This window comes from Bradyrhizobium sp. cir1 (assembly GCF_014198245.1).
In the GTDB taxonomy this organism is placed as follows: domain Bacteria; phylum Pseudomonadota; class Alphaproteobacteria; order Rhizobiales; family Xanthobacteraceae; genus Bradyrhizobium.
Map to the genome: position 1 here is coordinate 131490 of NZ_JACIHE010000001.1, position 13348 is coordinate 144837.

The 13348-nt window shown below is 65.2% G+C and carries 12 protein-coding genes; 7 read left to right on the forward strand and 5 right to left on the reverse strand.

Translation table 11 applies throughout. The features are described 5' to 3' along the window. Positions 1 to 22: 22 nt before the first annotated feature. The 6 genes from GGD63_RS00630 (at position 23) to GGD63_RS00655 (ending at position 5748) form a co-directional block, all read left to right on the forward strand. Positions 23 to 706 carry a Spy/CpxP family protein refolding chaperone gene (locus tag GGD63_RS00630; protein WP_246785330.1) on the forward strand — a complete coding sequence of 228 codons (684 nt, stop codon included), beginning with the start codon at positions 23 to 25 and terminating at the stop codon, positions 704 to 706. A 22-nt stretch (positions 707 to 728) separates the two neighbouring features. Beyond that, a complete protein-coding gene (locus tag GGD63_RS00635; protein ID WP_183238990.1) occupies positions 729 to 2723 on the forward strand; it encodes a 2Fe-2S iron-sulfur cluster-binding protein in 1995 nt (664 codons plus the stop codon). A 1-nt stretch (position 2724) separates the two neighbouring features. Further along, positions 2725 to 3432 (forward strand): iron reductase, encoded by a 708-nt coding sequence (locus GGD63_RS00640; protein WP_183238991.1) that lies wholly within the window; start codon positions 2725 to 2727, stop codon positions 3430 to 3432. Beyond that, entirely contained in the window at positions 3333 to 4208 is an 876-nt protein-coding gene (locus GGD63_RS00645) for a cytochrome c3 family protein (RefSeq protein ID WP_312013019.1), read from the forward strand. Before GGD63_RS00640 ends, GGD63_RS00645 begins: the two co-directional genes overlap by 100 nt. 218 nt (positions 4209 to 4426) lie before the next feature. Next, positions 4427 to 4816: a hypothetical protein gene (locus tag GGD63_RS00650; RefSeq protein ID WP_183238993.1), complete on the forward strand. Its 390-nt coding sequence runs from the start codon at positions 4427 to 4429 to the stop codon at positions 4814 to 4816. Between the two features lie 320 nt (positions 4817 to 5136). After that, positions 5137 to 5748 carry an RNA polymerase sigma factor gene (locus GGD63_RS00655; RefSeq protein ID WP_183238994.1) on the forward strand — a complete coding sequence of 204 codons (612 nt, stop codon included), beginning with the start codon at positions 5137 to 5139 and terminating at the stop codon, positions 5746 to 5748. Here GGD63_RS00655 and GGD63_RS00660 read toward each other — a convergent pair. Continuing rightward, the gene (locus GGD63_RS00660; RefSeq protein WP_183239660.1) at positions 5745 to 8477 is read right to left on the reverse strand and encodes an EAL domain-containing protein; all 2733 of its coding nucleotides are present in this window, start codon (positions 8475 to 8477) and stop codon (positions 5745 to 5747) included. The two genes, GGD63_RS00655 and GGD63_RS00660, sit on opposite strands and share 4 nt — an antisense overlap. Before the next feature lie 314 nt (positions 8478 to 8791). Between GGD63_RS00660 and GGD63_RS00665 the strand changes: the two genes are divergently transcribed. Then, the gene (locus GGD63_RS00665; RefSeq protein ID WP_183238995.1) at positions 8792 to 8956 is read left to right on the forward strand and encodes a Flp family type IVb pilin; all 165 of its coding nucleotides are present in this window, start codon (positions 8792 to 8794) and stop codon (positions 8954 to 8956) included. Positions 8957 to 8976: 20 nt separating this feature from the next. Here GGD63_RS00665 and moaC read toward each other — a convergent pair whose 3' ends face one another. The 4 genes from moaC to GGD63_RS00685 are packed head-to-tail and all read right to left on the reverse strand — an operon-like array spanning position 8977 to position 13249. Then, positions 8977 to 9492, reverse strand: a complete 516-nt coding sequence (moaC, locus tag GGD63_RS00670; RefSeq protein WP_183238996.1) for a cyclic pyranopterin monophosphate synthase MoaC — start codon at positions 9490 to 9492, stop codon at positions 8977 to 8979. A 1-nt stretch (position 9493) separates the two neighbouring features. After that, positions 9494 to 10315 (reverse strand): indole-3-glycerol phosphate synthase TrpC, encoded by an 822-nt coding sequence (gene trpC / locus GGD63_RS00675; protein ID WP_183238997.1) that lies wholly within the window; start codon positions 10313 to 10315, stop codon positions 9494 to 9496. 7 nt (positions 10316 to 10322) lie between these two features. Continuing rightward, on the reverse strand, positions 10323 to 11336 hold the full coding sequence (trpD, locus tag GGD63_RS00680) for an anthranilate phosphoribosyltransferase (RefSeq protein WP_183238998.1): 1014 nt from the start codon (positions 11334 to 11336) through the stop codon (positions 10323 to 10325). Positions 11337 to 11350: 14 nt separating this feature from the next. Further along, complete coding sequence (locus GGD63_RS00685) at positions 11351 to 13249, reverse strand: SurA N-terminal domain-containing protein (protein ID WP_183238999.1); 1899 nt, start codon at positions 13247 to 13249, stop codon at positions 11351 to 11353. Positions 13250 to 13348 lie beyond the last annotated feature (99 nt).

Here is a 13348-nt window from a genome sequence, read left to right on the forward strand (position 1 = left end):
GAACTGTTCGAGAAAAATCGCCATGAGCGCAGCCGCTTTTGCCGGCCTCGCCCTCGGGCCGGTCGGGTTGTCGCCCGCAATCGCCGCTGGTCTTACGCGGACCGCGATGATGGATGACGACAAGATGTCGAAGATGCCGAACCCGTCGGATTCCAGCGACAAGATGAACATGGGCCAGCCAGCGAGGCAGCCGCAGAACACGGGCGGCGGCCGGATGAACGACGACAAGATGAAGATGCCGCAGCAAGGCCAGATGCGGGACTGCCAAGGCGCCGGCTGTCAGGACAATTCCGGCATGACGCCGATGATGCAAATGATGGAGAAGATGATGCGCGGCCAGATGAGTTCATCCGGCAGCAGCGGCGCGATGAGCGGTCCTGTGGACGTGACCGAGCGGCTCGAGGGGCGGATCGCCTTTCTGAAGGCGGAGCTGCAGATCAGCGACAGGCAGACCGCGGATTGGAACAGTGTCGCAGACGCCTTGCGTTCGAGCCGGCAGCACTTGCTGGAAGCACGCAAGATGCTTGCAATGGATGACAGGCTCGGAAGTGCCGATCGTCTGGAGCATTACGAGCGGCACTTGTCCGAGCGTCTGGAGGCAATCAAATCGGCTCGCCTTGCCTTCACGCGGCTCTACGCGTCGTTGAACGAGAACCAGAAGCAGACCGCGGATACGATCCTGCTGCCACTGATTGCGTCGTTCTGACCGCTGAAGTGAACGCGGGATCATGTTCGCTTTGTCTCTTCGACAACGCTCCGGCGTGCTGGCCCTTGTTGTCCTGGCGAGCCAGCTTGCGGCGATTGCCGCGCCGGCGTCGGACGTCGGCCGCGGCGTAACGCATCCGGCCGGGCAAATCGCCCAGCGCTGGGAGGTGGCGGAGACAGAAGGCGACCACGCGGCGCACCATCCCGCAGCGTCCGGCTCCACAGGCGATGCGGCGCCGAAGGGGGAGGGATCAGCAGGGCCGAGCGAGCGCCAAGCCGCCGGCCCGCCGCCCAGCGGCGCCACGTCGGGAATGATGGGGGGCATGGACGGCATGATGGGCCGGCCGCGCAAGGAGTTCTATCCGGCATTGATGGACATGCCGGCGCTGTCTGCCGAGCAGCGGAGCAAGCTGGCGGTCCAGGCGCGCGCGCGGATCAGCGCCGAGGCCGATCGCCTGGCGGGTGCAGAAATGGATCTGCGGCACGCCATGGCCGCGGGCGACATCGTTGCCGCGGATCAGGCGTCGCGGCGGCTTCGCGAGTCCCTGAACACCGTCCAGAGCGGCGTGATCGCGCTGCGCTCGCTGCACGTGGGCAGGCCGCCGCAGCAAATCGCGCAGGCCTGGTTCAAATCGCAAATGAACCTGCTGCCTCAGCAAGGCGGTGCAGATGTCGATAACGGCGCGCCGGGAGTCTCGTGGTTTCACGTCACGACCATGGCGCTGTTGGCGCTGTTCGCGCTGGGGATGCTCGCGATTTACGTCGCGCGCATGCGCCGGGCGAACGCGCTGGTCGACCGGCTGACGCGCGCGGCGGTCGCGCCGGCTGCCGTCATGCCACTCGTGTCGATGCCAGCTGCCGGCTCGCCGAATGACAAGGTCGGGACGACATCTTCTTCTGAGACAAGCCGCCAACCGCGGCGCGATGAGGCGAGTAGCTTCTGGAAGGGCTCGCTGAGGATCTGCGCGATCTATCAGGAGACGCCAAACGTGAAGACCTTCCGTCTGCAAGCACCTGGCGGCGGGGCGATTCCGTTTGCGTTCCTGCCCGGCCAATTCCTGACCTACGCCATCGAAATTGGCGGAGCAACAGTCAGGCGCTCCTACACCATCGCATCATCCGCAGCCCAGACCGCCTATGTCGAGACCACGATCAAGCGCGAAGACGGCGGGCTTCTGTCCGACTACATGCATGGCCAGCTGAAGGAGGGAGACCTCGTCGAGGTTGCGGGCCCCTCCGGCGCCTTTACGTTCACGGGCTCGGAAGCTGACAGTGTCGTCCTGATCGGTGGCGGCGTCGGCATCACGCCGCTGATGGCGGCGATCCGGTATCTGTCGGACATCGCATGGCCCGGCCAGATCTACCTCGTCTATGGTGCGCAGACGACCGAGCAATTCATCTTCCGGGACGAGCTCGAGTATCTCCAGCGCAGGATGATCAATTTGCACGTCGCGGCCACGATGATGCGGGCCGCAGGCACGTCCTGGATGGGAAGCGAGGGTCAGATCACGGCCGAGTTCCTGACGCAGGCAGTGCCGGATCTTGCGAAACGGCGCGTTCATCTGTGTGGTCCGCCCGGAATGATGGAGGCGCTCCGGAAAACCCTGATCGGCCTCGGCGTGCCGCGCGAGCAGATCAAGACGGAGGCCTTCGGACCGGCCCGCGGAGCCGTTCCACCTCCTGGCAAAATCATCGCCGAAGCGCCGATGGCGCAAGGTGAGGGCGGCAATCGAGAAGCCGCGGCGGTCGGTCCTGCAACGGCCACGATCCACTTTGCGAGATCGGGCAAGGTGGCGGCGCTGCCTCCGGACAAGAGCGTCCTGGAGGTGGCTGAAAGCGCCGGCGTGTCGATCGACTATTCGTGCAGGGCCGGGGTCTGCGGCGTCTGCAAGACGCATCTTCTGCAAGGCTCCGTCACGATGGAAGTCCAGGACGCCCTGACTGCAGACGACAAGGCGAACGGTCTCATCCTGGCCTGCCAGGCAAGATCGGTCGGAGATCTCGTCGTCGAGGCCTGACATGATGAACGGAAGAGCGCGCCTGTTCGCCGACGTCACTCTGGCGGCCCTGTTGCTGCTGGTGCCGGCTTTCCTGCTTCACTCCGACGGCCGGTTTGCGGGAAGCCTGGCCGGCTTTGTGCTCGGGGCCGGTGCGGCGGCGCTGATGCTCCTCCTGCTCGTCTATCCCCTGGCGAAATACAGCACTGGCGTGAAGGCCCTGGTCACGCGATGGGTGTCGATGCCGACGCTCCTGGCGTTTCATGCCTATGCGGGAATCGTCGCAGCGTTCTTTGCGCTGCTGCATACCGGCCACAAATTTCAGAGTCCGCTCGGGATCGCCCTGGTGACGTGCATGCTGATCGTCGTCGTCACCGGATTTGTCGGGCGCTATTACCTGCCGCTAACCGCGCTGGAGCTCCGCCAGCGGCAGTCGTATCTGGCGACGTTGAGATCGGCGTATGAGTACACCGCAGCGGCCATGTCGTCGCCCGATCGGGCGGAGCGTGACGGGCCTGACATGCCTGCATTGGCCTTGCAGAATGTGCCGCTGCTGCAGCTCGTCGATAGCATTTCCGATCTCGAATCGGCCATCGGATCGAGTGAGGCGGTCAAGGCGATCTTCATGCAGTGGATCGGGCTGCATGTCTTGGCCGCGATCGTCATGTACGCGCTGCTGGCGGTGCATGTGTCGGCCGAGATCTATTACGGACTGTGGTGGCTCGCGTGACCATCCGGGGCGTGCTCTACGTCGTGGTCGCGACACTGGCGATCGCAAGTGCAGCGGTCGCGTCGATCGCCTTGTATCGGGGCAGCTCGGGAAGCGTCCCGGGCTGGACGAGGCTCGTCAGTCCCGGACCGCTTTCCGCAAAACATGCATTTCTGTCCGACAGATGCGAGAGCTGCCATACGCCGATCAAAGGCGTCGAGGCGGCCGCCTGTATCACCTGTCATGCGCCTTCCGCCGCGGATCTCGCCAAGCAATCGACGGCGTTTCACGCTGTGGTGGGCGGTCAATGCTCCGGCTGCCACCGCGAGCACTCTGGCGACTTGCGGCCGATCAGGATGAACCATGCGTCGCTGCTGCAAGTCACGATGCCCGCCTCCGGCAAGAAGGTGTTCGACCGGACCTCTGCCGACCAACTGAGGGCCGACCTGACGGAGTTTCTGGGCCTGCCAAGGTCCGACCGGCCGGAAAGAGCTGCGCTCGATTGCGCCAGCTGCCACAGCAATCGGGAACCGCACCGCGGATTGTTTGGACCGGAATGCGCGGATTGCCATGGGCTCGAGGCCTGGAAGATCGCAGGTTTCCTGCATCCCTCGCCGACCTCGAAGGACTGCGCCCAATGCCATCAGGCGCCGCCGAGCCACTACATGGGCCACTTCATCATGATGGATCGGATGATCGCGGGGCAGGAGCACGCATCGGTCGATCAATGCTTTCTGTGCCACAGGACGGACTCGTTCAACGACATCAAAGGCGTCGGCTGGATGAAGCATCATTGACCGGCGCTCGACGCAGACGGGCCTCCTACATTACAGGGACAGCGAAAAATATCTCACGAGCCACGCCGCCGGAGCATGATGGCTTTGCGTCGCCCGGAACCGTTGGACGAATGTGGCGCAGCGTCTGTCCCGACGCTGCCGGCTCGAGATGCATCGTTTTCTGTTGGCCGACAGTACAACCAGAGTTATATGTTCCACGGCGCGTAGCGGGAGCGGAAATGATTGGCTTGATCAGGCCAAGGCGAAGGTGGTGGGGATGGCTTGTCGCCATCGCCTATCTGCTTGCGTCGATGACGCCGTCTCTCGCGGTCTCGATCGTCCCCGTCACGGCGATTCCGTGCGAGCATCAACCTGCGCATGAGGCCGATGCCGGACCGGCGGTGCATTCGCACGACGTGGCGATGACCGGCGATTGTGACGACGACCGGGACGAGCCCAGGGATCGGCATGCGACCTGCTGCGGCTCGGTGCTGTGCTTCAGCGCCGTATCGCCTCAAGCTCCCGCGATTGCGGAGTTCGTGGTGCCGCACTCGCGCTGCGAGGCGCAGCCGGACGTGATCGGCGACGAAGGTGCGTTCCGTCGTCACTACCGGCCCCCCATCGCCTGAGATAGCTCCCAAAGACCGAACTGCGTCGCTCAGATCCGGGCGCGAAGCGACACGTCTGCGAAGGACACATGTCCAAGCAGACGGCGGCGATGCGCGCAAGGTCTCGCACGCGCAGGCGCGGCAGAGCCGGCCTCGCTCGCTGCTCGCGCGCGCTGCGCGTTGAGCGGGAGAGCGCCGAAATCGTGATCAGCACTTGCGGTAGCCAAGTTGGCCGCGTGAGTGCCGCCATAGCGGCGGCCTCTCGCGCCCCTTGTCCGGATTTGACCCGTTCCCGCCACCGTGAAGCGAGCTGCTGAAATGGCATGCAAGGACGATACGTCATGAAATCGCCGAACGAGAGTCTGCCGATGCAGACAGCCGATTCCCTGAACGCGCAGGACACGGTCGTTCGGGCCGCCCTCGTCGGCAGCTACGATCGCCTCCGCGGTTATCTGCAGCGACGCTTTGGTGGTCAGGCGGAAGCGGAGGAGGTGCTCCAGGCATTCATGTTGCGCGCACTGGAGCGCTCCGCCGACATCCGCGATGCGGATTCGGTTCGAGGCTGGCTGAGCAGGGTCCTGGCAACGACCATCGCCGACTTTCACCGCCAGGCATCAAGGAGCAGGACGCGGGAGGTGCCGTTCCCGAACGAGCTCAACGATCGTCTTGCGGCCGAGCAGGACGCCGCGGCGAATGCCGCGGTCTGCGAGTGTCTTCATACGCACCTTTCACTGCTGAAGCCGGAGCATGCCGAGGTCATCAGAAGGGTCGATCTCGGCGGTGAGCCGCGGGAGCTCGTTGCAGCCGATCTGGGGGTGACCGTGAACAACCTGACTGTCCGGCTTCATCGCGCGCGGCACGCACTGAAGGAGCGCCTCGAGCAGACCTGCGTCGTATGTCTCGAGGAGAGCTTCTGGGAGTGCCGCTGCGCCGACAACCGAGGTCCGACCTAACCGGCCTCGCGCCGGCGGCTCTCGCCGCCTTCGCGCCGGGCGAGCCGGCTGCGATGCAGCGCGAACAGCTCCAGCACCTTGTCGGCAGGCTTGGCGGCGCTGAACAGATAACCTTGCATCTCGGAGCATCCGAGCGCGCGGAGCAGGCGCTGCTGCTCCTCGGTCTCGACACCCTCGGCCGTTGTGGTCATGCGACGGGCGGCCGCCAGGTTGACGACGGCCTGGACGATGCTGGCGGAGCCGTCGGGACCGGCGATGTCGTCGACGAAGCAGCGGTCGATCTTGATCTTGTCGAACGGGAAGCGGTGCAGATAGCTCAGCGAGGAATAGCCGGTGCCGAAATCGTCGAGCGCGATACGCACGCCGATGGCGCGGAGCTGGTGCAGGATCGCGAGCGCCGCGTCGTCGTCGCGGATCAGCACCGCCTCGGTGATCTCGAGCTCGAGCCGGCTCGCCGGCAGATTGGAGGCGGCGAGCGCAGCCATGATCTTCAGCGCCAGCGTGCCGCTCTTGAACTGCACCGGCGAGACGTTGACGGCGAGGCGGATGTCGTCGGGCCAGCCGGCCGCATCCCGGCAGGCGGTCGCCAGCACCCATTCGCCGATCTCGTTGATCAGGCCGGTGTCTTCGGCGATCGGGATAAACTCGGCCGGCGAGACCATGCCGCGCTCCGGATGGCGCCAGCGCACCAGCGCCTCGCAGCCGGTGATGCGGTCGTCCTTCAGGGCGAGGCAGGGCTGGTAGTAGACCTCGAGGCCGCCTTCGAGCCCCCCTTGGGCGATGGCGTGGCGCAGGTCGATCTCGAGCTGACGCCGCTCGCGGACCTTGGCATCCATCTCGGGCTCGAAGAAGCGATAGGTGCGGCGTCCGGCGGATTTGGCGGCGTACATCGCAAGGTCGGCGTTCTTCAGGATCTGGTCCAGCGCCGTGCCGTGTCCCGGCGCCAGCGCGATGCCGATGCTGGCGTCGCTGGTGAGATGGTGGCCCATGCAGTCGAACGGGGTGCGGATGGCCTGGAAGACCCGGGCGACGAGATCGTTGACCTGATCCGGCGAGGTCACCGCGCTCTGCACGATGGCAAATTCGTCGCCGCCGAGCCGCGCCACGAAATCCGTCGGGCCGGCGGAGCGGCTGAGGCTCGTTGCGACCGATTTCAGCAGCTCGTCGCCGACGAGATGGCCGAGCGCATCGTTGACGCCCTTGAACTCGTCGATGTCGATGTAGTGCACCGCGACCTCTTCGCCATGGGCGATGGCGGCCAGCTCCTGCCGCAGATGCTCGTGGAACATGGCGCGGTTGGGCAGGTCGGTCAGCGCGTCGTAGTGGGCGAGGTGGGTGATGCGCTCTTCGATGCGCCGGCGCTCGGTGATGTCCTCGTGCGTCGCCACCCAGCCGCCGTCGGCGAGCGGTTCATTGAGGATTTGGATCGAGCGGCCATCCGCGGTGTCCACCACCATGGAATTGCGTACATGTATGTCGCGCAGCACGCGTTCGGTATATTGATCGACATCGCCGGTGAACGAGCCGGTCATCTTGCGATGAGCGATGACGTCGCGGAAGCTGCAGCCCGGCGTCACCACGGCGGCCGACAGGCCGTACATGTCGATGTAGCGCTGATTGCACACCACGAGCCGCCGGTCCGCGTCGAACAACAGCAAGCCCTGGGTCATGTTGTTGACGGCGCGGTCGAGACGTTGCTTCTCCAGCATCAGCCTTTCCCGCGAGAGGCGGTGCTGCTCCAGCAGCTTGCGCACGATCGCGATCAGCACGCCGGCGATGGCGAGCGCGGAAGAGGCGGCGACCGAGATCAGGATGCCGATCTGCTCGCGCCAGTCTGTCAGCGCCGCCGCGCGTGTCGTGGTCGCCATCATCAGGATCGGGAAGTGGGGCAGGGCGTGCGAGGCGATCAGGCGGTCCTCGCCGTCGACCGGGCTCATGAAGCGTCCGGCGAAGTGATCGAGCCCGAAGACCCGCTGCTGCTCGAACGGGCCGGTCTTGAAATTCCGCCCCATCAACTCGCTGGAATGGGGATAGCGGGCGAGCAGCGTGCCGTCACGGTGCAACATCGAGATCGTCGCGCCTTCGCCGAGCACCACGGATTCGAAGAACTTCTCGAAATTGGCGGGCTCGATGCCGCGCCCGACCACGCCGATGAACTCGCCGTTCGGGCCCACGATCTTGCGGACGATCAGGATGGTCCAGGCGCCGGAGATGCGACTGTGCAGCGGCTCGATCAGGACATCGGGCGAATAGGGGTCGTATTTGAAAGTGCGGAAATAGGCGCGATCGGCAACGTTCACCTTGGGGGCCGGCCATGCCGTCGACGAGTTGATCAGATTGCCGTCGGCATCGATGACATTGACGCCGCCCATATAGGGCAGCGCCTCGATCTTCGAGCGCAGCATCCGATGGATGTCCTGCCCGGAGAGGCGCTTGCGATAGTCTTCCGCGCTGGCAATGCCGGTCGCGCGGACGTGGTCGACGAAATCCTTCTGGATGACCGCGAAATCCTGCAATTGCTGATCGAAATGATGGGCCAGCATCAGCACGGTGTTTTCCAGCTCGCGGCCGGAATTGCGCAGCGCGCGTTCGCGGAAATTCTGCGCCATCAGCGTCGCGCCGACCGCGATCGCGGCGATCAGCAGCGTGCCGCCCACGACCAGCCAGCGGATCGGTCCGCTGCGCACGAAGGCCTGGTCGAAAAGGCGACTGCCGTATTTCGTCATCATGTCGGTTGTTGCCGCGCACACGCCAGGATCAATTCTTGATCCTCAAAACATCCGTTGGTTTACGGGAACGGTATGGAGGCGAAGTTAGGAAGCGCGGTTAACGCGACATGAATCGTTAAGCACAAAAGCGATCGATGCGCGCGGGTGCAAGCCGTGCAGGAATTTCCGCAAGCCACCTGCGCTGCCGGTCAGTTCCTGCCGGTCAGGCGACGATCAACCAAGGCTTAACCATCTAAGGTGTTGGCGATCCTCAAGCCGCCATTGGCACGTGAATTGCGAAACATGCCTGCCAACGACACAGTGAGGAGTTGATCGTGAAAACCGTTTTGAAGAACTTCATTGCCGACGAAGCCGGTGCGACGGCGATCGAATACGGCCTGATCGCCGCCGGCATCGCGCTTGCGATCATCGCCGCGGTCAACAATCTCGGCTCGACGCTGAAGCTGAAATTCGGATCGATCAGCACCTCGCTGAAGTAGCAGCCGCTCCCGAGCGAGTGCTAGGCGCGGTAATGGCCGGACTTGCCGCCGAGCTTCTCGATGAGGTGGATGCCCTCGATGCGGACGCCGCGCTCGACCGCCTTGATCATGTCGTAGATGGTGAGGCAGGCGACCGACACGGCCGTGAGCGCCTCCATCTCGACACCGGTCGGGCCCGTGACCTTGACGCTGGCACGGACAAGGCAGCCCGGCAGCTTGGCGTCGGGCTCGATGTCGACGGTGACCTTGGACAGCGCGAGCGGATGACAGAGCGGGATCAGCTCGGATGTGCGCTTCGCCGCCATGATGCCGGCGATGCGCGCGGTGCCGAGCACGTCGCCCTTCTTGGCGTTGCCGGACACGATCAGGTCGAGCGTTGCCCTGGTCATGACGACGCGGCCTTCAGCGACCGCGAGCCGCTCGGTCGCGGGCTTGGCCGACACGTCCACCATCCGCGCCTCGCCGGAGGCGCCGATATGGGTAAGGGCAGGGCCTGCTTTCTTCGAAGGCCTGGTCGTGGAAGGCTTGCGCGCCATGTCAGCGCGTACCGGTCGCGCGCGCGCTGGTCTCGCGCGCGAGCAGTGCGCGCGTTGCGGCGGTGACGTCGGCCTGCCGCATCAGGCTCTCGCCGACGAGGAAAGTCGACATGCCGACGCGCTCGAGCCGGGCGAGATCGGCAGGGGTGAAGATGCCGCTTTCGCCGACCATTAGCCGCCCCTCGGGGATCAGCGGCGCCAATGCCTCGCTGGTCGCGAGCGTCGTCTCGAAGGTGCGCAAATTGCGGTTGTTGACGCCGATCATCGGCGAATGCAGTTTCAGCGCGCGATCAAGCTCGGCCCGGTCGTGGATCTCGATCAGCACGTCCATGCCATAGGCGAGAGCAGCGTCTTCGAGGTCCTTGGCGGTGGCATCGTGGAGCGCGGCCATGATGATGAGGATGCAATCGGCGCCATGCGCGCGCGCTTCCGCCACCTGATAGGTGTCGAACATGAAATCCTTGCGCAGCACCGGCAGCGAGGTCGCCGCGCGCGCGGCCACCATGAAGTCGAGATGGCCCTGGAACGAGGGCGTGTCGGTCAGCACCGAGAGACAGGCGGCGCCGCCGGCCTCATAGGCCTTGGCGAGATCAGGCGGATCGAAATCGGCGCGGATCAATCCTTTCGACGGCGAGGCCTTCTTGACCTCGGCGATCAGCGCGTAATCGCCATTGGCATGCTTGGCCCGGATCGCGCGCACGAAGCCGCGCGGAGCGGGCTGCGCCTTGGCCTTCGCCTCCACCGCCGACAGCGGCTGCGCGCGCTTGGCGGCGGCGATCTCCTCGCGCTTGTACGCCTCGATCTTGGTCAGGATGTCCGACATGTCAGGCTCAGCCGTTGGAGACTGCGATCAGGTGTTTCAGCCGCGCGTTCGCCGCGCCGCTGTCGAGCGATTTCGCGCCGATCGCGACACCCTCCTTGAGATCCTTGGCACGTCCGGCCACGACCAGCGCGGCGGCGGCGTTCATCAGGGCCACGTCGCGGTACGGACTCGGCTTGCCGTTGAGCACGCTTTGCAGCGCAATCGCATTGGCGTCGGCATCGCCGCCCTTCAGCGCACCGGTCTCGCAGCGCGAGAGCCCGGCTTCCTCCGGCGTCACCTCGAAATTCCGGATCTCGCCATTGTGGAGCGCGGACACGAAAGTCGGGCCGGTGAGGGTGATCTCGTCGAGGCCGTCGGAGCCATGCACGACCCAGGCGGATTCGGAGCCGAGGTTCTTGAGCACCTGCGCCAGCGGCTGCACCCATTGCCTGGAGAACACGCCGACCATCTGCCGCTTCACGCCGGCCGGGTTGGACAGGGGGCCGAGCAGGTTGAAGATCGTGCGCGTCGCCAGCTCGACACGGGTCGGGCCGACGTTCTTCATCGCGGGATGGTGGGCGGGGGCGAACATGAAGCCGATGCCGCATTCGCGCACACAGCGGCCGACTTGCTCCGGCTTGAGGTCGATCTTCACCCCGAGCGAAGCCAGCACGTCGGCGGCGCCCGAGCGCGACGACAGCGCGCGGTTGCCGTGCTTGGCCACCGGCACGCCCGCGCCCGCGACGATGAAGGAGGCGCAGGTCGAGACGTTGACCGAGCCGGAGCCGTCGCCGCCGGTGCCGACGATGTCGACGGCGTCGGGCGGTGCCGTCACGGTCAGCATCTTGGAACGCATCGCTGTGACTGCGCCGGTGATCTCGTCCACGGTCTCGCCGCGCACCCGCAGCGCCATCAACAGACCGCCCATCTGCGAGGGCGTTGCTTCACCCGACATCATGGCATCGAAGGCGGATGCGGCTTCGTCACGCGACAGGCTGGCGCCGGTCGCCACTTTTCCAATGATCGATTTCAGGTCGTCCATCGCGTGCTTTCAACTCACTGGTTCGCGCCGGTCACCTGCGCGAAGGCGGCCTGATTAATGGTGGTTCCGATGTCGGTTTCAAGCTTGTTGACGTAGGAGGCGACCTGCTCCTCGGTCTGGGCGCGGTCGAGGCTGTCCTTCAGCTTCTTGACCGCGTCGGAGGCGGCATCGACCGCGGGATCGATGATGTCGGTGACGCGAAACACGATCACCTCGCTGCCGCCGCTCACGGGCGTCTGTCCGACGCCGTCCTTGGCAGTGCGGAACGCGGCCGCCACGACGGTGCCGGGCACGCCGGCGGGCGAGTCGTCGCGCTTGAAGCCGGTCGCGGTCTCGACCTTGGCGCCGACCGCTGCCGCCTCATCCGCGAGCTTGCCGCCCGCTTCGAGCTTCTGCACCATCTCGGTCGCCTTGGCCTTCAGCTTGGTCGCGATCTGGTCCTGGCGCCAGCGTGCCTCGACCTGGTCGCGGACCTCGTCGAGGTTGCGATCGCGCGACGGCGTGATTGCAATCACGTCGTACCAGACATAACCGCCCTTGAACGAGATCGCGTCGTTGTCGACGCCGACATCGGTGTTGAAGGCCTGCGACACCACGTCGAGGCCCTGCGGGATGTTGGCGACCGGCTGGCCGTTCGGGGCGCGACCGGAGCGGTCGACGGCGTCGATGGTCACGGCGGTGAGGCCGAGCTTCTGCGCCGCGTCGATCACGCTGGAGCCGCCACCGCGCTCGTCTTCCATCTTGTCGCGGAGGTCGGCGACCTTGACGCGCGCGCGCTCAGTCGCGATCTCGCGCTTGATGTCGCCGGCAAGCTTCGCGTAGTCGGCCTCATTGCCCGGCTCGATCTTGTCGACCTTGACGATGGAGGTGCCGAGGGCGCCCTGGATCGGCTGGCTGATCTCACCTGCGGGCAGCGCGAAGGCGGCATTGCCGACCGCGGAGTCGAGCGAGGACTTGGTCACCAGCCCGAGGTCGACGTCGGAGGCGCTGAGCCCGCGCTCCTTGCCGAGATCCTCGAACGACATTCCGCCGGCGAGACGCTCGCGCGCAGCCTGCGCCTCGGCGACGTTGGGAAACACAAGCTGCTGGATCTGGCGCTTCTCCGGCGTGCCGAGCCGGTCCTTGCGCTGCTCGAACACTTTCTTGGCGTCCTCGTCGGAGACCTCGGTCCATTTGCCGATCTCTTCCGGCGAGATCACGACGAAGGCGACCTTGCGATATTCGGGGGCGCGGAACTGGACCTTGTGATCCTCGAAATAGGCGGCGAGCGCCTCGGGCGAGGGCGCGTCGATGGTGCCTGCCTGAGCTGCATCCAGCCTGACGAACTCGATGGAGCGCTGCTCGTTCTGGAAGCGCGTCAGCACGTCGAGCATGGCCTTCGGAGGCTCTAGGCCGGCGCCGATCGTGCCGGTGATTTGCCGGCGCAGCGATACCTTGCGCTGCTCGGCGACGTAGCGCTGCTCGGTGTAGCCGAAATTGCGGATCATCGCCTGGAAGCGGTTCGCATCGAAGTTGCCGCCGACGCCCTTGAAGTTGGGGTCGTTCATGATGACCTGGCGGATCTGCTCGTCGGACTGGCCGAGGCCGAGCCGGCGCGCCTCTTCGTCGAGAGCGGCTTCCGCGATCGTTTGTTGCAGCACCTGCCGGTCGAGGCCGAAGGCGCGGGCTTGGTCGGGCGTCAGCGGCCGGCCGAACTGGCGGCTGATCTGCTGCAGGCGGTCGGTGTAGATCTGCCGGAACTCGTTCAGCGAAATCTCGGTGCGGCCGATCTTGGCCACCGTGGACTGTCCGAAGCCGCGGAAGATGTCGGCGATGCCCCAAATGCCGAAACTCACGATCAACACGCCCATCACCACGGCCATAATGGTTTTGCCGAGCCAGTTTGATGAGGCCTTGCGCATTCCTCGAAGCATTTGGTCCAACTTGTTTGGTCAGGAGGGGAACGGGAGCGCGTCTTAATGCAGATTCCGCAAAAGCGCGTCACCAAATTGATAGATCATCATAAAGTGGCG

What these genes read in the sequence shown, in the direction of transcription:
- GGD63_RS00630 (WP_246785330.1), top strand. Translation starts at nt 23, where the DNA reads ATGAGCGCAGCCGCTTTTGCCGGCCTCGCCCTCGGGCCGGTCGGGTTG.
- GGD63_RS00635 (WP_183238990.1), top strand. Translation starts at nt 729, where the DNA reads ATGTTCGCTTTGTCTCTTCGACAACGCTCCGGCGTGCTGGCCCTTGTT.
- GGD63_RS00640 (WP_183238991.1), top strand. Translation starts at nt 2,725, where the DNA reads ATGATGAACGGAAGAGCGCGCCTGTTCGCCGACGTCACTCTGGCGGCC.
- GGD63_RS00650 (WP_183238993.1), top strand. Translation starts at nt 4,427, where the DNA reads ATGATTGGCTTGATCAGGCCAAGGCGAAGGTGGTGGGGATGGCTTGTC.
- GGD63_RS00655 (WP_183238994.1), top strand. Translation starts at nt 5,137, where the DNA reads ATGAAATCGCCGAACGAGAGTCTGCCGATGCAGACAGCCGATTCCCTG.
- GGD63_RS00660 (WP_183239660.1), bottom strand. Translation starts at nt 8,477, where the DNA reads ATGATGACGAAATACGGCAGTCGCCTTTTCGACCAGGCCTTCGTGCGC.
- moaC (WP_183238996.1), bottom strand. Translation starts at nt 9,492, where the DNA reads ATGGCGCGCAAGCCTTCCACGACCAGGCCTTCGAAGAAAGCAGGCCCT.
- trpC (WP_183238997.1), bottom strand. Translation starts at nt 10,315, where the DNA reads ATGTCGGACATCCTGACCAAGATCGAGGCGTACAAGCGCGAGGAGATC.
- trpD (WP_183238998.1), bottom strand. Translation starts at nt 11,336, where the DNA reads ATGGACGACCTGAAATCGATCATTGGAAAAGTGGCGACCGGCGCCAGC.
- GGD63_RS00685 (WP_183238999.1), bottom strand. Translation starts at nt 13,249, where the DNA reads ATGCTTCGAGGAATGCGCAAGGCCTCATCAAACTGGCTCGGCAAAACC.